Consider the following 23,175-nt stretch of genomic DNA (forward strand, 5'->3'; position numbering starts at 1 on the left):
ATCACCCGATAGCAATCTCTAGCGATTTCTAGGAAATCTGATCAAATCTGATCAATTGGCCGACAAATTCCGGCCAGCCATGGTTATCTACCCGAATCTAGCGTCTAACCTACTGGCTCTTAGATTCACCGAGCGGCGAGCGGACGACCCCGCGATGTCGATCGGCGGCCTCAGTTGGACAACGCGTACATAACGACCGGTATGGAGCGTTAACGGCTCGGGAATCCAACTCGACAACCGGGCAAGAACGCTCCGTACGGGTGTCCACCGAGGCACAGGAGAACCTTCATGTCCATGACCATCGCCCGGCGGGCCGCCGACTACGACGGCCATCGCATTACGGTGTCGGCCGACGACGGTGTCCCGATCGCGGTCCGCACCCACGGCGCCGACGACGCGCCCCTGACCATCGTCTTCGTGCACGGTCACTGCCTGCGCACCGAATCCTGGTCGTTCCTGCGCGATCAGTTGCTGCGACAGTGGGGGACAGTCGGCGAAGCCGCAGGTAGGCACAGCGGGATGGCAGTCGGCGAAGCCGACGGGGCGGGTTGGTACAGCGGAATGGCGGTCAGCGAAGCCGACGGGGGATGGCACAGCGGGCTGACGGTCAGCGAAGCCGGCGGGGCGGGTTGGCACAGCGGGCTGACGGTCAGCGAAGCCGACGGGCCGGGTAAGTACAGCGACGGAGCGATCGGTGAAATCGACGTGGCCGACTATCGGGGAACCGACCCCCGAATGGTTTTCTACGACCACCGCGGCCACGGCGAGTCCGGCGTTGCCCACCCCTCGACCTACACCATCGATCAGCTCGGCCACGACCTCGAAGCCGTACTGCGCACGGTCGTGCCGACCGGCCCGATCATCCTGGTCGGACATTCGATGGGCGCGATGGTGACCCTGGCCTACTCCCGGCTGTTCCCGGCGGCGATCGGCACCCGAGTGGTCGGCATCGGCCTGATCGCGGGCGCGGCCAACGGCCTCACCGAGGTGGGACTCGGTCGGTTGCTGAGTCGGCGCGCGGTGAACTCGCTACAGACTGCGGTGCTGCGCGCGCCGCGGCTCATGCATGCCTCCAAGCGGCTGTCCCGCCGGATCTTCGAGCCGATCGCCCGCGAGGCAAATATGGGCACCAAGACGACGAACCGTCGCATGGTCGCGATCGCCGCGGCGATGATGAACGACACCCCGCTGCTCACCATGTCGAGCTTCCTCGCCTCGCTGATCACCTTCGACGAGAGCGCGTCGCTGCCGCGCCTCGGCGACATTCCGGCGTTGGTGCTGGCCGGTTCGGCCGACATTGTCGTGCCGTTCACGCATTCGGTGGTGCTGGCCTCGCAACTGGCCGGCTCACAGCTGGTCCGGCTCGAGGGAGCGGGACACAGCGTGCACCTGGAACGCGCCGAAGAAGTGGCCGCCTACATAGTCGACCTGGTCGATCGGGTCATCATCGCCATGCGCGGTCAGGGTCCCGGATACGCCACTGCCAGCTGAGCTCGTGTTCGTCGAAGTGCACGGATGGCTTGCCACGCCCATCGGCAATGTTTGGGCAACATTCGAAAAGTTGGTCCGACGAGCCAGATCGCAAATCCTCACGTACTGTGTTGTAGATCACGTTGTGTGGTGAGTCACACGACTTGGTGCGGGGCGCTCCCAGGCAGACCATGGAGGCATCCGCTACCCACCGAGTTCGTCTGCCCGCCAAGGAACACAGGAGGTATCGATGACACGCAGCGAAATAGCTGAACTCCGCTACGCGGTCGGGCAGCTCCGGCAATCCATCGGCGCACTGCGCACGCACTATGGCGACGCCAATTCGGTGCGACGACTGGAAAACGACCTCGAGCGGCTCGTGATCGATGCCGATGAACTCGAGCAGTCACCGCCGCAGCAGCTCACGCATCGCCCGCAGGAGACCATCTACGTCCCGGACAGCAAGTCCGACGAGGCGGCGTGGATGGGCGCGCAGGACGAGGGCCTCGGCTTCCACTCCCGCCCGCGCACGAAGTAGCTCCCCGGTTCCACGCGCCGTCCGTACCGGTCGGCACGGAAACTGGCATACGCGCTTTGGTCACCGCACACGCGCAATCGCACGTGTGCGGTGAACAACCCACATTCGGGCCGCTGAACGTGCGGAATGGGTCACCGGCATCGATCCGAATGCGGTGAGCCCCTGGTGGTTGCAGCGCCGACTGCTGTTGCGGCCCCGCAGCTCGGGATGTACTGCGCCCCTGGCATATTCGCTCGCGCTTTCCCCCCTCCCCCCGCGATACTGCTGCCGCGGTCCGTCCGAATTGCTCAGCGGCCGCTAGAACAGCGCGTGCGGCCTCGATCTGATCCTCCGACTCAGGAGGCGCGGTGCCGACCCGACCTGCGGGACGGGCGGACGCCGTGGAAGCGGGCGCCGCGGGGAGTCTCGGGGATCGGGGCGGCGCCCGCCGATTCGAAGAGAGCCGCGATGCCGTGGTCGGGGCCGAGCGCGATCGCCTCCAGACCGTAATTGCCGTTGGTGCGAGCCAGCTCGTGCAGCATCGTGGTCATGATCCGCAGGCCGGTCGCGCCGACCGGATGACCGAGCGCGATCGCCGAACCGTTGACGTTGAGCCGCTCACGCGGATCCAGCTCCCATTCCCGTGCCAGCGCAAGCACTTCCACCGCAAAGCCCTCATTGACCTCGATCAGATCGAGATCGTCGAGGGTGAATCCGGTGCGGCCGAGCAATTTGGCGACGGCCGGGGCGGCGCCCAGAGTCGCGGTGTCCGAATCACATCCGGCCGCGGCCCAGCCGACCAGATAGGCCATCGGCACCACGCCGAGTTCGTCGAGCCGGTCCTCGGCCACGACCAGGCAGGCCGACGCACCGTGCCGATATGAACTCATATTGCCCGCGGTGACCACACCGTCGGAAATCAGCGGGCGCAGCATTGCCAAGGTACGGGTGGAGACGTCCTCGCGCACACCTTCGTCGCGCATGATCCGATGGCGCACCGCGGTATCGAATTCGTTCCAGTCCGTGTCATCGTCGACGACCCCGACCGGGATCACCTCGGCGGAGAAGGTGCCCTGCCGCCAGGCGCGGGCGGCCTTGCGATGGCTTGCGACGGCGAACTCGTCGGCCGCCTCCCGGCTGATGCCGTAATAGCGGGCCAGCTCTTCGACATTCGCCAACTCTTCGGCATTCGCCAGATCGCCGGACCGGTGCGGATCGGTCGACAGGTAATCGCTGGCGGCCGAACATTCGACCCCACCGGCGACCACCACATCGGCCGCACCGGTCTGCACCATCATCGCCGCGGTGATCACCGCCTGCAGACCACTGCCGCAGCGGCGGTCGGTCAGGAATCCGGGCACCGCGAACGGCAGTCCGGCGACCCGTGCGGCCAGCCGGCTCAGCTCGGGGGCGCTGGCCCGGTTGTCGACACTGGCCATCGCGACATCCTCGATGCGCAGCGGATCGATGCCCGCGCGGGCGATCACCGCAGCAAGGACGGTCGAGGCCAGCCATTCCGGCGGCATACCGGACAGTGCGCCACCCTCGATCCCGCTCGGGGTCCGGACCGGCGCCACGATCGCGGCTCTCCTCATCTGGGTCACTCCTTCCCCCGGCCGGGCCGTCCGCGAGCAGCGGTCGCATCAGCGCACGTCAGCGGTTGAATCTCCAGAAAGGTGACCACACGTTTGTTGCCGCCGCGTGACGTTCGTGCGGCCGAAAAATCGACCTGCGGTTTCCTTGCTCGCGGGCGCGCTCGAATCCTGTTCTGTTTTAGGAGAGTTCGGCGGTTTCGCGGTCGGCTCGCCGCGGCCCGCGGGAGGCAGACCTCGATCGAATGTGGCGGAAATCACGGACCTGAGGGTGGGTCATGTTTGGCGGGACCTCGCTCACTCGATAGCCGGGTTGTCGTATGGTGCTCAGCATCACATTCGATTGCGGAGGTCACGGGGACCGTCCGCACAGCAGATCAGCGAGGCATCCACCTGTGAGTGCCGCACCGACCGCCACCCCGGAAACGGGCACCGGCGTCTTCAGCAAGACCAGGGCCGCCATCTCCGCGCGCACACTGCGCACCGACCGATGGTGGATCCCACCGCTAACGACGGCCGCAGGACTGGCCGCCTTCGTCATCTACGCGACGATCAGATCGTATGTGCGAACGGCATATTGGGTAGACGACTACCACTACCTGACGCCGTTCTACTCACCGTGTGTGAGCACCGACTGCGTCGAGGGCGCGCGTCACTTCGGCGCCTGGTTCGGCCATATCCCGGCGATCCTGCCGCTGGGCTTCCTGGTCCTGCCGTTCCTGCTCGGGTTCCGGCTGACCTGCTACTACTACCGCAAGGCCTATTACCGCGCGGTGTGGTTCTCGCCGCCCGCCTGCGCGGTCGCCGAACCGCACGCCAAGTACACCGGCGAGACCAAACTGCCGCTGATCATCCAGAACGCGCACCGCTATTTCTTCTATGTGGCCGTACTGGTTTCACTGGTCAACACCTGGGACGCGATCTACGCATTCCACGGCAAGACCGGCGGTTTCGGCTTCGGCCTCGGCAATATCGTGCTGCTCGGCAACGTGATCCTGCTCTGGGCCTACACCCTCTCGTGCCATTCCTGCAGGCACATCATGGGCGGCAAGCTCAAGCACTTCTCCGCGCACCCCGTGCGGTACTGGTTCTGGACCCAGGTCTCCAAGCTCAACACCCGCCATATGGCACTGGCCTGGACCACCCTCGGCACGCTGGTGCTGACCGACTTCTACGTGATGTTGGTTGCCAGCGACACGATTTCGGATCTGCGGTTCATCAACTAACCGCCCTCACAAACCAGGAGTTTCGCGGCCATGCCAGAAGTGGAACGGCACAAATACGACGTCGTCGTCATCGGTGCCGGTGGCGCCGGACTGCGCGCGGTGATCGAAGCACGCGAACACGGTCTGTCCGTCGCGGTGGTGTGCAAGTCATTGTTCGGCAAGGCGCACACCGTGATGGCCGAGGGCGGTTGCGCCGCCTCGATGGGCAATGCCAATGAAAAGGACAACTGGCAAACCCATTTCAAGGACACCATGCGCGGTGGCAAGTTCCTCAACAACTGGCGCATGGCCGAATTGCATGCCCAGGAGGCGCCCGACCGGGTGTGGGAGCTGGAAACCTATGGGGCGCTGTTCGATCGGACCGCCGACGGTCGGATCAGCCAGCGCAACTTCGGTGGCCACACCTACCCGCGACTGGCGCATGTCGGCGACCGCACCGGACTCGAGATCATCCGGACCATGCAGCAGAAGATCGTTTCGCTGCAGCAGGAGGATTTCGCGGAGACCGGCGACTACGAGTCGCGCATCAAGGTTTTCGCCGAATGCACCATTACCGAACTGCTGAAGGACGGCGACCGGATCTCGGGCGCGTTCGGCTATTGGCGCGAGTCGGGGCGCTTCGTCCTGTTCGAAACGCCCGCGGTGGTGCTGGCGACCGGTGGCATCGGCAAGTCCTACAAGGTCACCTCCAACTCGTGGGAGTACACCGGCGACGGACACGCGCTGGCGCTGCGGACCGGGGCGACGCTGATCAATATGGAATTCCTGCAGTTCCATCCGACCGGCATGGTCTGGCCGCCCAGTGTGAAGGGCATTCTCGTCACCGAGGGTGTGCGCGGTGACGGTGGCGTGCTGAAGAACAGCGAAGGCAAGCGGTTCATGTTCGAGTACATCCCGCCGGTCTTCAAGGGGCAGTACGCCGAAACCGAGGAAGAAGCCGATCAGTGGTTGCGCGATAACGACTCCGCGCGGCGCACCCCGGATCTGCTGCCCCGCGATGAAGTGGCCCGCGCCATCAACTCGGAGGTGAAGGCGGGGCGCGGCACCGAACACGGTGGGGTGTACCTGGATATCGCCTCGCGGCTGCCCGCCGAGGAGATCCGGCGGCGACTGCCCTCGATGCACCATCAGTTCAAAGAGCTCGCGGATGTGGACATCACCAAGGAGCCGATGGAGGTCGGCCCCACGTGCCACTACGTTATGGGCGGCATCGAGGTCGATCCGGATACCGGCGCGGCCACCGTGCCCGGATTGTTCGCCGCGGGTGAGTGTTCCGGCGGTATGCACGGCTCGAACCGGCTCGGCGGCAATTCACTGTCGGACCTGCTGGTATTCGGTCGGCGGGCCGGACTCGGCGCCGCGACCTACGTCGAGGAACTGGCCGAGCGGCCAACGGTATCCGACACCGATATCAGCGCCGCCGCGAAAGCCGCGGTGGCGCCGTTCGATCCGCCTGTCGAAGGGACGGGGGAGAACCCGTACACCCTGCACACCGATCTGCAGCAGGCGATGAACGATCTGGTCGGCATCATCCGCAAGGAACATGAATTGCAGGAGGCCATCACGCGCCTGGCAGACCTGCGCAAACGCTTCGACAATGTGACGGTGGAGGGGCATCGGCAGTTCAACCCGGGCTGGCATCTCGCCCTCGACCTGCGCAATATGCTGCTGATCAGCGAATGTGTTTCGCAGGCAGCGCTTTTGCGCACCGAGAGCCGGGGCGGACACACCCGCGACGACTTCCCGACCATGGATGCGGCCTGGCGCAACAAGCTGCTGGTGTGCTCGATCGATCCCGCCGACGCGGACGGACCGGTGCCGGGCGTTCGGGTCGTTTCCGAGGACCAGATCCCGATGCGGGCCGACCTGCTCTCGCTCTTCGATCTCGGTGAGCTCGAAAAGTATTACAACCCAGCCGAACTCGCCTCCCATCCGGCAAGTTCGGTATCAGCCACGGAAGGCGAGGCGTAGGGAAAATGGGTTATGACGCCGAATTCCGCGTGTGGCGCGGCGATATCGACGGCGGTGAACTGCACGATTTCACCGTCGAGGTGAACGAGGGTGAGGTGGTGCTCGACATCATCCACCGCCTGCAGGCCACCCAGGCGCCCGATCTCGCGGTGCGGTGGAATTGCAAAGCGGGCAAATGCGGTTCGTGTTCGGCCGAGGTGAACGGTCGGCCGCGGCTGCTGTGTATGACCCGGATGTCGACGTTCCAGCCGGATGAACTGATCACCGTCACGCCGATGCGCACCTTCCCGGTGATCCGGGATCTGGTGACCGACGTGTCGTTCAACTACCAGAAGGCCAGGGAGATCCCGTCTTTCACGCCTCCCGACGATCTCAAGCCCGGCGACTACCGGATGCAGCAGGTCGATGTGGAACGCTCCCAGGAGTTCCGCAAGTGCATCGAATGCTTCCTGTGCCAGAACACCTGTCACGTGGTCCGCGACCACGAGGAGAACAAGGAAGCCTTCGCCGGTCCGCGGTTCCTGATGCGGATCGCCGAGTTGGAGATGCATCCGCTCGATGTGGCCGATCGCCGCAATCTGGCGCAGGACGAGCAGGGACTCGGACTCTGCAATATCACCAAATGCTGCACCGAGGTCTGCCCGGAGCACATCAAGATTACCGATAACGCCCTGATCCCGATGAAGGAACGGGTGGCGGACCAGAAGTACGATCCGCTGGTCTGGTTGGGCAACAAGCTCTTCCGGCGCTGACCCACCCTCGCGACCACCGGCCGGGATTCGATGCCCGGCCGGTCGGCGCACCCTTTATAACAACGCGACGACTCCGACGGCGACCATCCATACCAGCACGCCGACGAACAGCGACGATAGAAATGAGCCGGTGAGGACAAAGACACCCACCGCCGACACCGCGAAAAGCAGTGCCACGATCAGCCATTCCACCCAATCGCCCGGCCGCAACTTCTTGTACCGGGGATGGGAACTCTTGAGCCCACGGTCCACAAGTTGTTGTCTACCCGTAATCGTCAGCGGCAAACACAGTTTCGTTGTCGAATCTGCACTGTTTCGTGATCTCCCCGATCACATCTGATCACCGGGCATCGCACGGCCGTCAGGTGACCGGACCCGGCGGGCACTCCGCCGGGCGGGTCGCACTACTCGGGCCGGTCGAACTCACCATCGTGCACACCCGCGGTGAAGGCGGCCCATTCACCGGGCGTGAAGACCAGGACCGGGCCATCGGGATTCTTACCGTCGCGCAATGCGACGTGCCCCTCCGCTAGCAACGCCACCTCCACGCTGTCCTTTCCGGTGCCATCACCGGCCTTACGCCAGATAGCATCGGACAGATCAACATTCGCACCCTTGTTGATGCTCACGCCTCGCAACTCCCTCAGAACTCGCCACCCGCCACACCGGCGGTGCAGACATTCCATGCGCCCGGGGTGAAGACCAGGGCGGATCCACTCGGATTCTTGCTGTCGCGCACGCCGACCCGACCGCCATCCAGGAAGACGACGCAGTGCTTACCCGCGCCACTGCGGGTGAGCTCGAGCCACTGCGCGCCAACCAAATCCGTACTCATGCCACATACTCCTTCGCCACCTGCCGAAGCAGATGTCTGCTGGATTGAATATCCAGCGCACTGCGCTGGAGGCACTCGTGCGCACGATCGTACCGCCGGACATCGGCTTGTCTTTCGAGATAGAGATCCCCGGTCAAGCCCTCGGCGTACACCACAGGCGGCTCGACCGGCTGGCCCTTGCTATCGGTTCCGAATGCCAGAACCGTGAACGGTCCGGTGGAAACCCCGAGTGGAACACCGGCCGCGAACGGCAGAATACGCAGGCAGATATTGGGTTGGGTGCTGATATCGGCAAGATGACGTAGCTGCGCCGCCATCACTTTGGCGCCACCGACCACCCGGCGCAGGACCGATTCGTGCAACACCACATCCACCGTCGCCGGTACGGCCTTGCGGGTGATCAAAGCCTGGCGCTGCAACCGCAATTGGATACGCCGCTCGATTTCGGCATCCGAATCATCGGGATAGCCAGAGCGATTGAGGGCTCGGGCATAGTCGGCGATCTGGAACAGGCCGAGTACGAGTTCGGATTGGTAGCAGGCGAGTCGCCGGGCCGATGCCTCCAATCCGACGTAGACGTCGAAGTTCTCCGGGATGAGGTCGCCGTAGCCGTGCCACCAGCTCTTGACCGCGGCCTGCTGGGCCAGGCCCTTCAGGCCGTCGGACAGTTCGTCCGGGATGCCGTAGATGTGACACAGCTCTTGGATATCGATGGTACGAATGCGGTCTGCCTGGCCTTTTTCCAAGCGCTGCAGGGTGCTTGCGCCCCACTCCATCAGCCTGGACGCTTCGGCGATGGTGAGGCCCGCCTGCGTGCGCCAGTCCCGAAGATATCGGCCGAGTTGGCGTCTGGGTAGGGTAGAGGCGGTGCTGTCGGGGGATAGTCGGTCCGAAGGTTCGGTCCCGCGCGCGGCATCCCGGGAACTGTCTGACGCTCTTGCCGAACTCGCTGACACAGCACGCTCCGTTCTGTATTCAATTGCGACGTTCGCGGGTCCCTACGTCAGCACGCAGGCTTCCGCCTCCGGACCCGCGGCGCACACCGCGGGCTCGGATACAGACCCAAAGGTTTGCTCCGGGGCGACCCCACAAGCTCGGTTCCCCGTCACTTCGCTTGGGTAGCGGGTTGTTTCGTCCACTATGGAGAATCCTCCCTTCCCGGTTGGGTTTTGTGCTGGGAATTCGCGCCAAATCTTCGGATATCCCCCAAGGACGTCGTTCGTGACATGTCACGGTGGTGTGCTGGAAATGTGCCCGGAGTGAACAGGCGTCGTTCCCCTCGCTTGGTGAAAGCTCCGGGCACGCACAGTATTCGATGGCGACGCTCGCGGCGCCCTCCGTGGTCACGCAAGCTACCGCCTACGGGCGCGTCGCGAGCGTCGCAGGATTCGATGGCGACACTCGCGGCGCCCTCCGTGGTCACGCAAGCTACCGCCTACGGGCGCGTCGCGAGCGTCGCAGGAATCGCACGTAGGAACGAGGAGTCATGGCTGTAAGTGTCATAGCGTCGTCGTTGATGACCAGCGATTTGACCCCGCATCGAGCCCGCAGCGTCGGGCAGGAGAGCTGGGTGGTTTCCTATTTGCCCGGGCGCACCCTGACCTGTCCTCAGGCGGTTGCCGCCCTGCAGGTTGCTGAGGTGGTGCCAGCACTGCTCGGCGCGGTCGGCAATCTCGCCGAAGGGATCGGACTCACCCCACTCGAGGCCCTGGGGATGGCAATTCAGCAGGCCCCGTGGGACGACGGGCCGGTCTCCCGATACAGCCGACATGTCCGCTCGGTCCGCCGCCGGGCGGAGGTGGTCTGATGCAACTCACCAACCTGAATATGCATGTCGCCTCGCTACTGGCCTGTGGCAGCGACCCCGGTGTGCTGACAACCGAACAAGCCCACGCCGCAATGCAATTGCATATCGACTGCACCGTCGACCGGTGCCGGGTCCGCCGCGCGGCACGCACGACACTGGTCGAGGCGGGCAAATGTGTGTTGGACGAGCGCGCGCTGCCGTTATGAGCGCCGCCGAGCCGACAGCCATTATCTCGACCACCCGCCAGCACGGCGTTCCGGATGTGCTGCTGGACTGCCTTCGGGTGCTGCGGTGGGTGACTGCCGAATCGGTGGCCCATCGTCGGCATGCTGCCGACCGACCGGCGGATGAGCTGCCGAAACGTGTTGTCCGGCGACCGATCCGGTCAGTGCCAGGTGTGATCGGTGAGCGGGGTGCGCGGGCCGAACTTCGGCTTGTGCGCGTAACCGCTGATCTCCAGCAGGCGGACGGCCCGATAGCGGTGTGGCCGTAGCGGTTCCAGATATTCGACCATCGCGGCATCGTCGATGGGCTCTCCGAGCAGGGTCCAGCCGATGATGGCTGCGAGGTGGTAGTCGCCGACCGATAGGGCATCCGCATCGCCGAAGGCGCGCTGGCCGATCTCCGCTGCGGTCCATACTCCGATACCGGGCACCGTCCGCAGGCGCCGTGCGGCCACCGCGGGTTCCTCGGCGGCCGCCCGCTCCAGCGCATCCGCCAGCCGGGCCGCGCGCACGATCGTCTGCGCGCGCTGCGGCCCGACATTGGCGCGATGCCAGGTCCAGGACGGTATCTGGCGCCAGGTATCGGCATCCGGCGGCAGCAGCAATCCGGCGGGCGCCGGCCCCGGTGCGGGCGAGCCGAACTGCCGCACCAGCTTTCGCCAGGACGCGCGGGCGGAGACGGTATGCACCTTCTGTTCGAGTACCGCGGGCACCAATGCCTCGAAGACCAGGCCGGTGCGCAGCATGCGCAGTCCGGGGAAGCGGCGGTGCGCGTCGACGATCTTCGGATGTTCCGGGACGAAATCGGACAGATCCTCGTCCAGGCACAGCATATGGTCGAGACCGTCGAGGAATTCGGCGGCGCCGGGGCCCCAGGCGCGGGCGTCGACCGCATGACTACCGGCTTGGCTGAGGCGGTAGGTGACCGGGCCGGTCGGCATCCGGGAGGCATGCCAGTGCGCACCGTCGGTGGTGAGCTGGTGACACGGGTCACCGCGACCGCGGGAAAGCGGCGCGAGGGTTGGCGCGAGGTCGATCGGGCCCTCGGCGGTGACCGTCCTGGTCAGACCGGACCGGCTCTGGTCCGGTTCGGCCGTCTGATTGCGCACCGACCTATTGTGCCCGCCGGACCTGCGCGCGGACCTCTCGCCCACCGTTGCCGCGTGCGAATGTTGCGTGGCAAACCGGAGTTTCGGTCCGAGTGTGCGATTCTTGATAGAGATTCGACATAACCCCAGATACGCCGACATTTAGTAACGCGACAAATAGGTGTGGCGATATTGTTGCGTTCGGCAAATAGCTGGCAGTCGCCAAAACGGAGGTTTCGAATGATCACCACTGTGCTCAACTGGTTGCTCAATGCCTGGGGTGCGGTTTCCGCGGGCAGCTCGGGCTACCAGATTCCGCCCGGCACCCTGCCGTTTGGCAGCTGACACTCACTCGCCGAGCAGGAATTGCGCAAGGTGTAGCCCGCGGCGGCCGTTCAGCTGCGCCGCCTGGGTGCGACATGAGAAACCGTCCGCGATCAAGATCGAATCGTCTTGCGCGTTTCGCAGCGCGGGGAGCAAGCCATTCTCGGCGACCGCGACCGAAATGTCGTAGTGCCCGGACTGCATTCCGAAGTTTCCCGCGAGGCCGCAACATCCGGCGACCTCAGTCACATTTGTTCCCATGCTGGCTAACAGCTGGCGATCGGCATCGAAGCCGAGCACGGCATGGTGATGGCAATGCGGTTGGACCACCACGGATTGTCCGGTCCGCGGTGGCGGTCGCCAATTCGGCTGTTCGGCGAGGAACTCCGCGAGGGTGCGCACGGCCGCGGCGGTCGCGGCCGCACGGGGGTCCTCCGGTAGCAGTTCCGGCAAGTCCGCGCGCAGCACGGCCGTGCACGACGGTTCGAGGCCGACGATAATGCCGCCGCCGCGCACATGCTCATCCAGGGCATCCAGGGTCGCCCGCAATCGGGCTCGGGCGCCGTCGAGTTGACCGGTGCTGATCCAGGTGAGTCCGCAGCACACGCGCCGTCGGGGGATGCGCACCCGATAGCCGAGCGACTCGATCAATGCAACTGCGGCCAAGCCTATTTCGGGGTCGAAGACGTCGGTGAACGTATCGACCCACAGCATGACCTGCTGAGCCGCAACACCCGGCCCGTGCGCGGCGTCCGCCGATGGCAGGCCCGCCGGCGATCGGGCGATATCGGTCGACGCGATTGCCGGCGCTCGACCGGTCGTGGGCTCCGCTGCGCGCGGATGGTTCGACGAATCCGCCTGCTCGTTCAGCTCACGCCAGATGCGGCGGAAGCTGCGGTCCGCCAGCCGCGGAACCGCGCGGCGCGGATCCATTCCGGCGGCGCGCAAACCAATTCGGCGCAACCATCCGATATCCGCCGATGCGTTCACCGCGCGCGGCATTCGGCTCATGGCAGCCAGCCAGCGCGGCAGCCAACCCAGCGTGTAGTGATCGATCGGGCGCGGGCGGTGTCGGTACCGGCGGTAGAGCGCCTCGGACTTGTAGGTCGCCACATCGACCCCGGCGGGGCAGTCGGAGCGACATGCCTTGCAGGACAGGCACAGCTCGAGCGATTCGGCGACCGCCTCGGACGACCAGGGGAGTGCGCCGCGCACTACCTCCTGGAGCACACGGGCCCGGCCGCGGGTGCTGTCCTTCTCGTCGGCGGTGGCCAGATAGGACGGGCACATGAAACCACCGGTCGCCCGGGTGTCGGCACGGCATTTGCCGACACCGACACAGCGATGTACGGCCGCGGCGAGATCACCGCTGTCCTGTGGAAACGCGAAACCACCGGCACGTTCGATCGGACGCACACCGACCAGCCGCAGATCCGCATCGATCGGACGCGGGGCGACCAGTACGCCCGGATTCAGTACCTCGTCCGGATCGAAAAGTGCCTTGTACCCGGCGAATACGTCGAGTACATCCGGGGAGTACATGGCCGAGAGCAATTCCGAGCGGGCCCGGCCGTCACCGTGCTCGCCGGACAGTGATCCGCCGTAGCGGACCACCAGTTCGGTCGCGTCGTGCAGGAAGGTCCGAAAGCGTTGCGGCGCATCGGCAATGGGCAGATCGAGCCGGACGTGGATACAGCCGTCGCCGATATGGCCGTATAACAGACCGTCCACGCCGTGGTCGCTGGTCAGCGCGGCGAAATCGCGCAGATACGCGCCGAGGTGCTCCGGCGGGACGGCCGCGTCCTCCCAGCCCGGCCACGCCGGATGACCCGCCGGAGTGCGTCCGGCCAATCCGGCTCCTTCGGCGCGAATCCGCCAGAGTGCCGCGGCGACACCGGGATCGGTGACGATCTTGGCATCGAGCGCACCGACGCTTCGGCAGAGCTTTTCGGCCGCGGCATATGCCTCGGCGGCGGTGTCTGCGGCGGATTCGACGAACAGCCAGCCGCTGCCGCGCGGCAGTTCCGGTACGCCGCTGGTGGCGCCGCGGTGCACGCGCACGATATCGACCAGTCGCGCGTCGATGCCCTCGACGGCGATCGGATCACCTGCCATAACGGCCGCGATATCGTCCGCGGCGCTGGCGATATCGGGATAGCCGAGCACCGTGAGCACCGTGGCCGGTGGCAGCGGGACCAATGCCACCGTGGCCTCGAGCAATATCCCGCAGGTGCCCTCGCTGCCGACGAACGATTTGGCGACCGCGGAACCACGTTCCGGCACTAGATGTTCGAGCCCATAGCCGGAGGCCTGCCGATCGAATCGGCCGAGTTCGGTGCGCAGCACGGCCAGACTCGCCCTGGTGAATTCGGGCAGCCCGGGGATTGCCGACGGATCGTCCGCGAGCGTCCGCGCCGCACCGGTGCCATCGAGAATCCGCAGTTCACGCACATTGTCCGAGGTGCGCCCCCACGCCACCGCATGCGGTCCGCACGCATTGTTGCCGATCATCCCGCCGAGCGTGCACCGATTCTGCGTCGACGGATCGGGCCCGAACCGCAGTCCGTACGCCCCCGCCCGACGCTGTAGTTCCGAAAGGACGACACCCGGCTGGACCCGCGCCACCAGCTGCTGTGGGTCCAGCTCGCGGACGGCATTCATATGTCGACTGAAGTCGAGCACGATCCCCGGGCCGATGGCATTGCCCGCCACCGAGGTTCCCGCGCCCCGTGCGGTAATCGACAGCCCGTTGTTCTTGGCGAACTCGAGAGTGCGCGCCACATCCTCGTCCACGCGTGGGAACACCACAGCAGTGGGGAGCACCCGATAGTTCGACGCATCCGAGGAGTACTCCGCGCGTCTGCGTGCGGACGCGTCGACCTCACCTGCGATCGTGCGCCGCAAGCCCTCGACCACCCGCTCCTCGTCCACCCCGCCAGCCTATGCACGCCCGCGCCACCACCGCGAGATCCGCGCGCTTTATCGGGGTCCGCACTGTCACTCGACTTTCGCGGTGCTCGACGAACGGGTGTTCGGTGCACATCGCGGCATTACGGGGCATCGACGCCATCGTGATGGTGCTCGATCGCGTGGCCGTCGAAGGCCTGTGCCACGGCGAGGCTGTCCTCGTAGACATGGTGTCGGGTAATGAGACCGTTTTCGACAGTGAGATACAGGGCGAAACGGGAACGATAGGCGCGACCGGTGCCGCGGGCAGTTTGGCGAATTTCGCCTAGAACCACCGCATCTGGGCCATCGATCAAGATGCGTTCGATCACGGTGCCGACATGTTCGGGGATGTGGTGGCGGGCGATCTCGCGATAGTGCTCGGCGGCGTCGGCGCGGGTGGAGCGGTACTGAATCCACGGGGTCGCGGGTCGACCGTGCTCGTTGTCCGGCCAGTTCAGCTTCCAGTCGCTGACCGGGGCATACATCGCTGCGGTGGCGTCTGGATCGCCCACGCCGATTCGGCGCAGCAACTCCTCGACAACAGTACGGGTAGTGCTGGTCGCAAAGTCACTCATGGCTGCCATCCTGACCACACTGACCTACCCTGTCGATTACCTCCGGGGTATTGCTGTTCGCCGCAGACTTGTCCTTGGTGGGACAGGCGAATGCTCGCACATCGGCATGAGGGTGCACGGCGCTCAGTAGTCCAGCAAGCCCTGGCCGCGGTCCGGTGTGCGTGATTCAGCGAAGTTCGGCGGTGCCGATTACTTCGTTGGCGTCGGTGACAGTGCGCTCTGCGCCGATGTGGATGAGTCGTTGCGCCGGCGTGTTGTCTGCCGTCGTGACGGCCACGATGCGGTGGGCGCCCGTGTGCGCGGCGGCATCGAGCAGCTGCCGGGCGACCACTGTGCCGATCCCCTGGCCCCGATCGGAACGACCGATCCAAATACCCGCTTCCACGCTGTCACCGTCGGGTTGGAGCCGGGCAGCACCGACGGCTCGCCCGGCGACAGTAATGAGATAGGTGAGTTCCGTCGGCCGGATCGGATGAAGGGCACGGTCACGATGGAATTCGAGGAAGGCACGGCGACGCTCGAGCGTCCATCCCGGTGGGCCTGGAACGACCGGCATCACCTCGAGCGGATCGGCGTCGGTGACCGCGGCCTCCAGCAGCAGCGGCAGATTGTCTGCGGTGAGCTGGACGAGAATCACGGACGGCGGCGCTGTCACACCGGACGACCTTTCCATCGGATCCGGCATCAGACAACAGATTTTCCGCAGCGTGGCCCTACTGGTGCGGAGTCCGAACATCCGATCGTCGGCCTTACAGATCAATGGGGAAGTTGCCTCGAGTGGCGGTTTCAGCGGCTTCGGCGGCTCCGGCGGTTCCGAGGATTCAGCGGTCCCGAGACTCCGGCGGTCCCGAGACTCCGGCGGTCCCGAGACTTCAGCGGTCCCGAGACTCCGGCGGTTCCGAGACTCCGGCGGTCCCGAGACTCCGGCGGTCCCGAGACTCCGGCGGTCCCGAGACTCCGGCGGTCCCGAGACTTCAGCGGTCCCGAGACTTCAGCGGTCCCGAGACTTCAGCGGTCCCGAGACTCCGGCGGTTCCGAGACTCCGGTGGTCCCGAGACTCCGGACGTTTCAGCGGCTCCAGTACTTCAGCGGCTCCAGTGCTTCAGCGGCTCCGGACGTTTCAGCGGCTCCAGTGCTTCGGCGGCTCCGGTGCTTCGGCGGCTTCGGCGGCTCCGGCGGCTTCGGCGCCACAGTCGATTCGGCAAATTGGCTCTGTGCGGATTCCGCGAAGGCTGTGGCCGGTTCGCTGTGCGCGGAATCGGGGCGGAATGGGCTTGCTCTCAACCTTTGTTGAGGTCTTAGTGTCGGTGCCCAGGTGTTCGATGGGTGGGGAGCGAGAGGGAGTACCAGGTGAGTATCGAATCGGTGGCGTGGAGCCAGATGTACCGACGGGCCAACGCGCCGCAGGAGCAGCGGCCGTTCCGGCTCGCGACGGCCGAGCGCATCCTGCGGTTCGCGGGGCCGCATCGCCGCCGGATCGGTGCGTTCTTGCTGTTCAGTGTGATATCCGCACTGCTGGCTGTGGCCACGCCGGTGCTGGCCGGCCGGGTCGTCAATGACATCGTCGGCGGGGCCGCGCCGCGGGTGGTCGTCATCCTCGCGATGGTGATCGGCGGGCTCGCGGTGGTCGATGCCGCACTCGGGCTGCTGATTCGCTGGCTGTCCTCGCGCATCGGTGAGGGGCTGATCCTGGATCTGCGGACCGCCGTCTTCGATCATGTACAGAAGATGCCGGTCGCGTTCTTCACCCGGACCCGCACCGGCGCGCTGGTCAGCCGGTTGAACAGCGATGTGATCGGGGCGCAGCGCGCGTTCAGCGACACCCTCTCCGGAGTGGTCACGAATCTGGTCACCCTCGCGCTCACGCTCGCCGTCATGGTCCGTATCTCCTGGCAGATCACCCTGCTCGCACTGGTGCTGCTGCCGGTGTTCGTGGCTCCGGCCCGGCGGATGGGCAATCGGCTCGCTGGCATGCAGCGCGAGGCGGCCGGACTCAATGCTGCCATGAGCACCCAGATGACCGAACGGTTCTCCGCACCCGGCGCGACCCTGGTGAAGCTGTTCGGGCGGCCGCAGCAGGAGTCCGAGGAATTCGCGCTGCGGGCGCGCCGGGTGCGCGATATCGGGGTGCGCACGGCGATGCTGCAGACCGTCTTCGTCACCTCACTGACCCTGGTTTCGGCGCTGGCGCTGGCCCTGGTCTACGGACTCGGCGGTTGGTACGCGCTGCGCGGGCAGTTGGATGCCGGTGCGGTGGTATCGCTTTCGCTACTGCTGACCCGGCTCTACACGCCGCTGACCGCACTGGCCAGCGCGCGGATGGAGATCATGTCCGCGCTGGTGAGCTTCGAGCGGGTCTTCGAGGTGCTCGATCTGCGGCCGCTCATCGAGGACGCACCCGATGCCGTCGCGGTGCCCGCGGGTCCGGTCGCGGTCGAGTTGGACGATGTCAGCTTCGGATACCCCTCCGCCGACAAGGTATCGCTGGCCTCGCTGGAGGATGTCGCGACGCTGGACACCCGCGGCGGGGTCGAGGTACTGCACAATGTGTCGCTGCGGGCCGAACCCGGTCAGCTCGTCGCGCTGGTCGGCTCCTCGGGCGCCGGAAAATCCACGGTGGCCCAACTCGTTTCCCGGCTCTACGACGTGGACAGCGGTGCGGTGCGGCTGAACGGGACCGATGTGCGCGCACTGAGCACGACCTCGATCCGCGATACCGTCGGCCTGGTCACCCAGGACGGCCACCTGTTCCACGACACGATTCGCGCCAATCTGCTGCTGGCCCGCCCGGAGGCGACCGAGGCGCAACTGTGGGATGCGTTGCAGCGGGCCCGGTTGCGCGATCTGGTCGAGTCGCTGCAGGACGGTCTGGATACCGTCGTCGGCGAGCGCGGTTACCGACTCTCCGGCGGTGAACGCCAGCGGTTGACCATCGCCCGGCTGCTGCTGAAGCAACCGCGCGTGGTGATCCTCGACGAGGCGACCGCATCGCTGGACTCGACCTCGGAAGCCGCTGTCCAAGAGGCGCTTTCGGAGGCGCTGGACGGACGCACGGCACTGGTGATCGCCCATCGCCTATCCACCATTCGCGCCGCCGACCAGATCCTGGTGCTCGAGGACGGCCGAATCGTGGAACGCGGCACGCACACCCAGCTGCTGGCCGCCGACGGCCGCTATGCCGAGTTGTACCGCACGCAGTTCGCGGAGGAACCGGTCACCGTGGCGGCCTGACCGGCTCCGTCCGTCCGGTCGGTTGGCTCGAAATCGATTGCGGCGACTATGTCGGAGTCGCCGCAGTCGTCGGGCCAACCGTCTTCGACTACCTCGCACAGAGGCTGGGTTCGCGACGGCCGCTCCGGCAAGATGCGCTGGACCAGGCCTAGCGCGCTAGGCCTGGTCCAGCAGTTCCGACCTCGAATTCAGGTCTACGGCAAAACCAGTTCCGGGCTGTAGATACGAGCGATCCCCTGGCCGTTTTTGGTGACTTCGGTGAAACTGACATAGCGATGACCGGTCTTCGCCAGTGCCGCATCCACAGTCAACGGCGGGGAGGGATACCTTCCGTCCAGGCAAGGGAATTCGCCACTGGTAGCGACCACTTCATCGCTCGCCCCGCTGGCATAGGCATCCTTATCCACCACGGTCACAGCCATGGTGCAATTTTCGCGGGTGATGGTGTTGTTCTTCACCGTGAGGCCGCCAAATGCCCTGGGTACGCCATTCTCGACGTAGACACATGACTCCACCTCCGCGGAGCCATCATTCGACAGATAGGGGCCCATGCAGCTGTAAGGGCTATCCGGGGTGGCAACGGCCTCCGGTGCCATCAAGAGCAGTGGCGCCGCACTGGCGAAAACGCAAGACAGGACACGTGACAACGAACCGATGGGCATGTAAGACCTTTCGATTTCAGATGATTCAGATCTGCGACGAAGGAACTCATCCCAGCTTGTATACGTCATCCGTTCGGCCAGGTAGCCACCGGGATCACTCCTGTTCGGTCGCGAGCGTGAGGTAGCGGTGCAGTCGTGAGGTAGCGGTGCAGTGATGTTTTTGGGATGCCGGTCTTGCTCGCGATTTCGCCGAGGCTGTTTCCCTGCTCGCGAGGCAGTGGGGCGTAGTCGATCTTGTCGTCGGGCCAGGTGGTGGGTCGGCCGATGTGGCGGCCTTTGGATTCGGCGACGGCGCGGGCGGTGCGCTCGACGGTGAAGGTGCGCTCCATCTCCGCGAGCAGCAGGAACGCGATGCGGGCCATGCCCTCCGGCGGTATTGATCGGGATGGTCGGCCAGCGTGAACACGCCGATTCCGCGGCCTGATCGGAAGCCCGGCCCGATCACATCGAGCCGGGCCTTACGGTTGCGATCAGAATTCGCCAGCGACACCGAAGACGGTGCGGCCGGAATGGGCGCCGCGCTGGATGGCGCGCAGCACCTTTTCGGCGTCGGTGATCGGGGCGAAGTTCTCGATCGTCGAAAGGTGCTGGGGCCGAAGCTCATTGGCGAGTCGGGACCACAGGGCGCGGCGCTTCTCGATCGGGACATAGGCGGAATCGATGCCGAGCAGGGATACGCCGCGCAGGATGAACGGCATGACGGTGGTGGGCAGATCCGAGCCACCGGTCAGTCCGCTCACCGCGACCGAGCCGCCGTAGCCGATGGCACTGAGGATGTAGGCGAGGGATTTGCCGCCGACGCTGTCCACCGCACCGGCCCAGGTGGCCTTCGACAGCGCGCGGAGTTTGGCGTCGGGATCCTGCGGCAGTCGGCCGATCACCTCGTTGGCGCCGAGTTCGGCGAGCAGGTCGCCCGCATCGGTCTTGCCGGTGGAGGCGATCACCTCGAAGCCGAGACCGGACAGGATATCGATGGCCACGCTACCCACGCCGCCCGTCGCGCCGGTGACCAGCACCGCGCCGGTCTCCGGGGTGAGTCCGTGATCGAGCAGGCCCTGCACGCTCAGTGCGGCGGTGAAACCGGCGGTGCCGAGCGCGGCCGCGTCGCGGGTGTCCAGACTGTCCAGCTTGACCACCCAGTCGGCGGGCACCCTGGCATATTCGGCGAAACCGCCGTTGTGCGAGACGCCGATATCGTAGCCGTGCGCCACCACCAGGTCGCCCGGGGCGAAATCGTCGACTTCGGAGGAGAAGACCTCACCGGTGATATCGATGCCGGGAATGATCGGATAGTTGCGGACCACGCCACCGCCCGCGGTGATCGCCAGTCCGTCCTTGTAGTTCGCGCTCGAGTAATGCACCTTGATCGTGACTTCGCCCGGCCCGAGGAAGTCCTCGTCGACCTGCTGCCGGGTGAGCACGATCCCGCTGTCCGATTCGTGTGCCACCATCGCCAAGAACTCCATGCCGACGAGCATACGAGCGTGGCCGGTGCCCCCGACAGATCCCGCGGCCACATCGACCCCACCGCCGTGTCGATACGAAGGCGTTATGCCTCATTCGGGAACCAGTTCGAGTCGGACGCCGAGGAGGCGGACCGGGCGATCGAGTTCGAAGCGATCGATAATGCGCAGGGCGGTTTCGACGATCGTCGCGATATCGGTGGTCGGCTCGGGCAGCTTTTCTTGTTTGCTGCGGGTGTAGAAGGTATTGGTGCGGACGGTCACCGCGACGCGCAGCGGAATGCGACCGGCGGCGGCCATCTCCTCGGCCACCTCGGTGGCCAGGCGCGCGACCTGGGCCCGGATCTCCGCCGGATCGGTCAGGTCGTGTGGAAAGGTTTCGGATTTGCTGCGCCCCACCGGAATTCGCGGTTCGGTCGTCACATCGGTATCGCCCTTGCCATGACCGAGGACCCACAGATACGGCCCGGTATTCGGGCCGAATTCGGCGGCTAGGCGATGCCGGTCGGCGGCCATCAGGTCGGCGACGGTTTCGATGCCGAGTTCGGCCATCCGGGCCGCGATCCGATTTCCGATGCCCCACAACGCGTTTGTCGGACGATGCGCCATGACCTCGACCCAGTTCGCGGCGGTGAGCCGGAACATGCCCGCCGCCGCGCCGTCGGTATCGGCGGGTGCGGCCGAGGATTTGCCCGCGGACTTGGCGAAACCGGTCGCCAGCTTGGCCGTGAGCTTGTTGTCGCCGATGCCGATGGCGCAGGTCAGATCCAATTCGGCAATGGCGCTTCGGATTTCGCGTGCCAGCTGCTCGGGATCGTCGGTATCGGCGGCGAGGAAGGCCTCGTCCCAGCCCCATACCTCGACGCGGCCGGGGAAGGTCCGCAGCAGCGCCATGACCTCGTCTGAGGCCTCCTCGTAGGTGGCCATATCCAGCGGCAGGAAAATACCGTCGGGGCATTTGCGTTTGGCCGAGCGCAACGGCATTCCCGCGCGCACCCCGAATGCCCTGGCCGGATAGGACGCGCAGGTCACGACCTTGCGCGGTTCGTCGGGATCGCCATTGCCGCCCACGATGACCGGCAGGCCGCGCAGCTCGGGATGGCGGCGGAACTCCACCGCCGCCTGGAACTGGTCGAGATCGACGTGCAGCAGCCACCTGGACAATTCCGCCTCCCCGAAACTTTTGCCGGTCGTGGGTGGGTGGAGAAGTTGTTGTGATCGGACGTTACTCCGGCCGTACGATCGCAGCAGACGAGCAAGGGGAATATTCCGATGACCGATGCACAGGACAACCTGCCCGCGGTGCCCGCGGTCAAGGTCGGCGATATCGATCGCGAGGTGGCGGCCCGGCAGCTGCAGCTCGCCGTCGACGAGGGTCAGCTCGACCTGATCGAGCTGGATAAGCGGCTGGTCGCGGTGTATTCGGCGCAGACGTCGACCGAACTCGTCGCCGCCACCGCCGACCTGCCGGTGGTCGCGGCGGCCCGCGAACCGATCGAATTGCGCACCGGAAGTGGCTCGCGGGTGAAGGACGGTGAGTGGATCGTCCCGGCCGAGATCACGGCCGAATGCAGTTCCGGCGCCATCAAATTCGACTTCACCCGGGCACTGTGCCCGCATCGCGAGGTCGCGGTGCACATATCCGTTCGGTCCGGCACCGTCCAGCTGATCGTGCCGCGCGGCTGGCGGATCGATCTCGATCGGGTACAGACCAAGAGCGGCGCCATCAAGAACAAGGTGACCGAGGGCGGTCTGCCCGGGGCGCCGCTGCTGCGGGTCGACGGCGAGATCGGCTCCGGGACGGTGGTCGCGAAGTATCCGCGCCCGCCGCGGCGATCCTTGCTGGCCTGGCTGCTGCGTCGGCCCCGTCCTGCCGCCTGACCGCTGCATAGCGACCGGTCGGGCATTGCGCCACGGCCCCCACTGCCGTCGCGCGCGAACTCGCCGCTGCCGCCTGGCAGGCACTGGGCACCACGAACGATTGAACCACTCGGCAACGGAGACCTCATGCCCACGATCGCCCTCGACCTGGACCTGGCGCGACAGGTGCTCGCCGCACAGCCGTTCGCACAGCTGGTCGGCACCGAGATCGCCGCATTCGGCGACGGCGCCGCGACCCTGATCATTCCCATCCGGCCCGAGTTGAGCCAGCAATTCGGCTTCGTCCACGGCGGCGTGGTGTCCTATGCGGCCGATAACGCACTCACCTTCGCGGCCGGTACGGTGCTCGGCGCCAATGTCCTCACCGGTGGTTTCACCATCAGCTACCTGCGCCCGGCCGCGGGCACCCGGCTGCGTGCCGAGGCCACCGTCACCGGATCGACGCGCCGCCAAGCCGTCGTCTCCTGCGAAATCTATGCCGAGGGCGCGGAAGCGGAGCCGGTGCTGTGCGCGGTCGCCCAGGGCACCGCGCGCTCGGTCGAGCGCGAACTGGGGGCGAACGGCAACGCGTGAGCGGTAGCGCGCTTCGAATCGCGCCACGGCAGTCT

Annotated in this window: 23 protein-coding genes; 10 read left to right on the forward strand and 13 right to left on the reverse strand. The window is 65.9% G+C overall.

Annotated features, from left to right (window positions below):
• The first annotated feature begins 288 nt into the window (after positions 1-288).
• Together ABZ293_RS04105 and ABZ293_RS04110 are read left to right on the forward strand one after the other, a co-directional pair.
• Positions 289-1,491, forward strand: a complete 1,203-nt coding sequence (locus tag ABZ293_RS04105) for an alpha/beta hydrolase (RefSeq protein ID WP_355177239.1) — start codon at positions 289-291, stop codon at positions 1,489-1,491.
• Positions 1,492-1,720: 229 nt separating this feature from the next.
• On the forward strand, positions 1,721-2,008 hold the full coding sequence (locus ABZ293_RS04110; RefSeq protein ID WP_354954093.1) for a hypothetical protein: 288 nt from the start codon (positions 1,721-1,723) through the stop codon (positions 2,006-2,008).
• Between the two features lie 335 nt (positions 2,009-2,343).
• Here the strand turns inward: ABZ293_RS04110 and ABZ293_RS04115 are convergent, their stop codons facing one another.
• Complete coding sequence (locus ABZ293_RS04115) at positions 2,344-3,582, reverse strand: acetyl-CoA C-acyltransferase (protein WP_355177240.1); 1,239 nt, start codon at positions 3,580-3,582, stop codon at positions 2,344-2,346.
• 392 nt (positions 3,583-3,974) lie between these two features.
• On the opposite strand from ABZ293_RS04115, the gene ABZ293_RS04120 reads away from it, so the two are divergent.
• The 3 genes from ABZ293_RS04120 to ABZ293_RS04130 are packed head-to-tail and all read left to right on the forward strand — an operon-like array spanning position 3,975 to position 7,528.
• A complete protein-coding gene (locus ABZ293_RS04120) occupies positions 3,975-4,805 on the forward strand; it encodes a hypothetical protein (protein WP_355177241.1) in 831 nt (276 codons plus the stop codon).
• Between the two features lie 30 nt (positions 4,806-4,835).
• Positions 4,836-6,776 (forward strand): fumarate reductase/succinate dehydrogenase flavoprotein subunit, encoded by a 1,941-nt coding sequence (locus ABZ293_RS04125; protein ID WP_355177242.1) that lies wholly within the window; start codon positions 4,836-4,838, stop codon positions 6,774-6,776.
• Positions 6,777-6,781: 5 nt separating this feature from the next.
• Positions 6,782-7,528, forward strand: a complete 747-nt coding sequence (locus tag ABZ293_RS04130) for a succinate dehydrogenase/fumarate reductase iron-sulfur subunit (RefSeq protein WP_355177243.1) — start codon at positions 6,782-6,784, stop codon at positions 7,526-7,528.
• Positions 7,529-7,582: 54 nt separating this feature from the next.
• Here ABZ293_RS04130 and ABZ293_RS04135 read toward each other — a convergent pair whose 3' ends face one another.
• From ABZ293_RS04135 to ABZ293_RS04150, 4 genes are all read right to left on the reverse strand, one after another.
• Complete coding sequence (locus ABZ293_RS04135) at positions 7,583-7,780, reverse strand: hypothetical protein (RefSeq protein WP_354954103.1); 198 nt, start codon at positions 7,778-7,780, stop codon at positions 7,583-7,585.
• Positions 7,781-7,932: 152 nt separating this feature from the next.
• Positions 7,933-8,157, reverse strand: a complete 225-nt coding sequence (locus ABZ293_RS04140) for a DUF397 domain-containing protein (protein ID WP_355177244.1) — start codon at positions 8,155-8,157, stop codon at positions 7,933-7,935.
• 14 nt (positions 8,158-8,171) lie between these two features.
• Positions 8,172-8,363: a DUF397 domain-containing protein gene (locus tag ABZ293_RS04145; RefSeq protein WP_355177245.1), complete on the reverse strand. Its 192-nt coding sequence runs from the start codon at positions 8,361-8,363 to the stop codon at positions 8,172-8,174.
• Positions 8,360-9,319 (reverse strand): helix-turn-helix transcriptional regulator, encoded by a 960-nt coding sequence (locus tag ABZ293_RS04150; protein WP_355177246.1) that lies wholly within the window; start codon positions 9,317-9,319, stop codon positions 8,360-8,362. Before ABZ293_RS04150 ends, ABZ293_RS04145 begins: the two co-directional genes overlap by 4 nt.
• 560 nt (positions 9,320-9,879) lie before the next feature.
• Here ABZ293_RS04150 and ABZ293_RS04155 point away from each other — a divergent pair.
• Positions 9,880-10,170 carry a hypothetical protein gene (locus ABZ293_RS04155; protein WP_355177247.1) on the forward strand — a complete coding sequence of 97 codons (291 nt, stop codon included), beginning with the start codon at positions 9,880-9,882 and terminating at the stop codon, positions 10,168-10,170.
• The gene (locus ABZ293_RS04160) at positions 10,170-10,376 is read left to right on the forward strand and encodes a hypothetical protein (protein ID WP_354954113.1); all 207 of its coding nucleotides are present in this window, start codon (positions 10,170-10,172) and stop codon (positions 10,374-10,376) included. Before ABZ293_RS04155 ends, ABZ293_RS04160 begins: the two co-directional genes overlap by 1 nt.
• Before the next feature lie 179 nt (positions 10,377-10,555).
• Here the strand turns inward: ABZ293_RS04160 and ABZ293_RS04165 are convergent, their stop codons facing one another.
• The 4 genes from ABZ293_RS04165 to ABZ293_RS04180 all read right to left on the reverse strand — a co-directional run bounded on the left by ABZ293_RS04165 (position 10,556) and on the right by ABZ293_RS04180 (position 15,985).
• A complete protein-coding gene (locus tag ABZ293_RS04165) occupies positions 10,556-11,503 on the reverse strand; it encodes a DNA-3-methyladenine glycosylase 2 family protein (protein WP_355177248.1) in 948 nt (315 codons plus the stop codon).
• A 327-nt stretch (positions 11,504-11,830) separates the two neighbouring features.
• Positions 11,831-14,737 (reverse strand): FAD-binding and (Fe-S)-binding domain-containing protein, encoded by a 2,907-nt coding sequence (locus ABZ293_RS04170; RefSeq protein WP_355177249.1) that lies wholly within the window; start codon positions 14,735-14,737, stop codon positions 11,831-11,833.
• 119 nt (positions 14,738-14,856) lie between these two features.
• Positions 14,857-15,330, reverse strand: a complete 474-nt coding sequence (locus ABZ293_RS04175; protein WP_355177250.1) for a nuclear transport factor 2 family protein — start codon at positions 15,328-15,330, stop codon at positions 14,857-14,859.
• A 166-nt stretch (positions 15,331-15,496) separates the two neighbouring features.
• Positions 15,497-15,985, reverse strand: coding sequence for a GNAT family protein (locus ABZ293_RS04180; protein WP_355177251.1), 489 nt, complete (start codon positions 15,983-15,985; stop codon positions 15,497-15,499).
• Between the two features lie 695 nt (positions 15,986-16,680).
• Between ABZ293_RS04180 and ABZ293_RS04185 the strand changes: the two genes are divergently transcribed.
• Complete coding sequence (locus tag ABZ293_RS04185) at positions 16,681-18,561, forward strand: ABC transporter ATP-binding protein (protein ID WP_355177252.1); 1,881 nt, start codon at positions 16,681-16,683, stop codon at positions 18,559-18,561.
• 194 nt (positions 18,562-18,755) lie between these two features.
• Here the strand turns inward: ABZ293_RS04185 and ABZ293_RS04190 are convergent, their stop codons facing one another.
• The 4 genes from ABZ293_RS04190 to ABZ293_RS04205 form a co-directional block, all read right to left on the reverse strand.
• On the reverse strand, positions 18,756-19,223 hold the full coding sequence (locus ABZ293_RS04190) for a hypothetical protein (protein WP_355177253.1): 468 nt from the start codon (positions 19,221-19,223) through the stop codon (positions 18,756-18,758).
• Positions 19,224-19,288: 65 nt separating this feature from the next.
• A complete protein-coding gene (locus ABZ293_RS04195) occupies positions 19,289-19,585 on the reverse strand; it encodes a helix-turn-helix domain-containing protein (RefSeq protein ID WP_355177254.1) in 297 nt (98 codons plus the stop codon).
• Between the two features lie 108 nt (positions 19,586-19,693).
• On the reverse strand, positions 19,694-20,689 hold the full coding sequence (locus ABZ293_RS04200) for an oxidoreductase (RefSeq protein ID WP_355177255.1): 996 nt from the start codon (positions 20,687-20,689) through the stop codon (positions 19,694-19,696).
• Between the two features lie 90 nt (positions 20,690-20,779).
• Entirely contained in the window at positions 20,780-21,850 is a 1,071-nt protein-coding gene (locus ABZ293_RS04205) for a DNA polymerase IV (RefSeq protein ID WP_355177256.1), read from the reverse strand.
• Positions 21,851-21,958: 108 nt separating this feature from the next.
• Here ABZ293_RS04205 and ABZ293_RS04210 point away from each other — a divergent pair, with 108 nt between their 5' ends.
• The gene (locus tag ABZ293_RS04210) at positions 21,959-22,567 is read left to right on the forward strand and encodes a DUF1707 domain-containing protein (RefSeq protein ID WP_355177257.1); all 609 of its coding nucleotides are present in this window, start codon (positions 21,959-21,961) and stop codon (positions 22,565-22,567) included.
• Positions 22,568-22,693: 126 nt separating this feature from the next.
• Positions 22,694-23,140, forward strand: coding sequence for a PaaI family thioesterase (locus ABZ293_RS04215; protein ID WP_355177258.1), 447 nt, complete (start codon positions 22,694-22,696; stop codon positions 23,138-23,140).
• The last annotated feature ends 35 nt before the right edge of the window (positions 23,141-23,175 follow it).

The sequence above is a fragment of the Nocardia sp. NPDC005998 genome, assembly GCF_040614395.1.
Lineage (GTDB): Bacteria > Actinomycetota > Actinomycetes > Mycobacteriales > Mycobacteriaceae > Nocardia.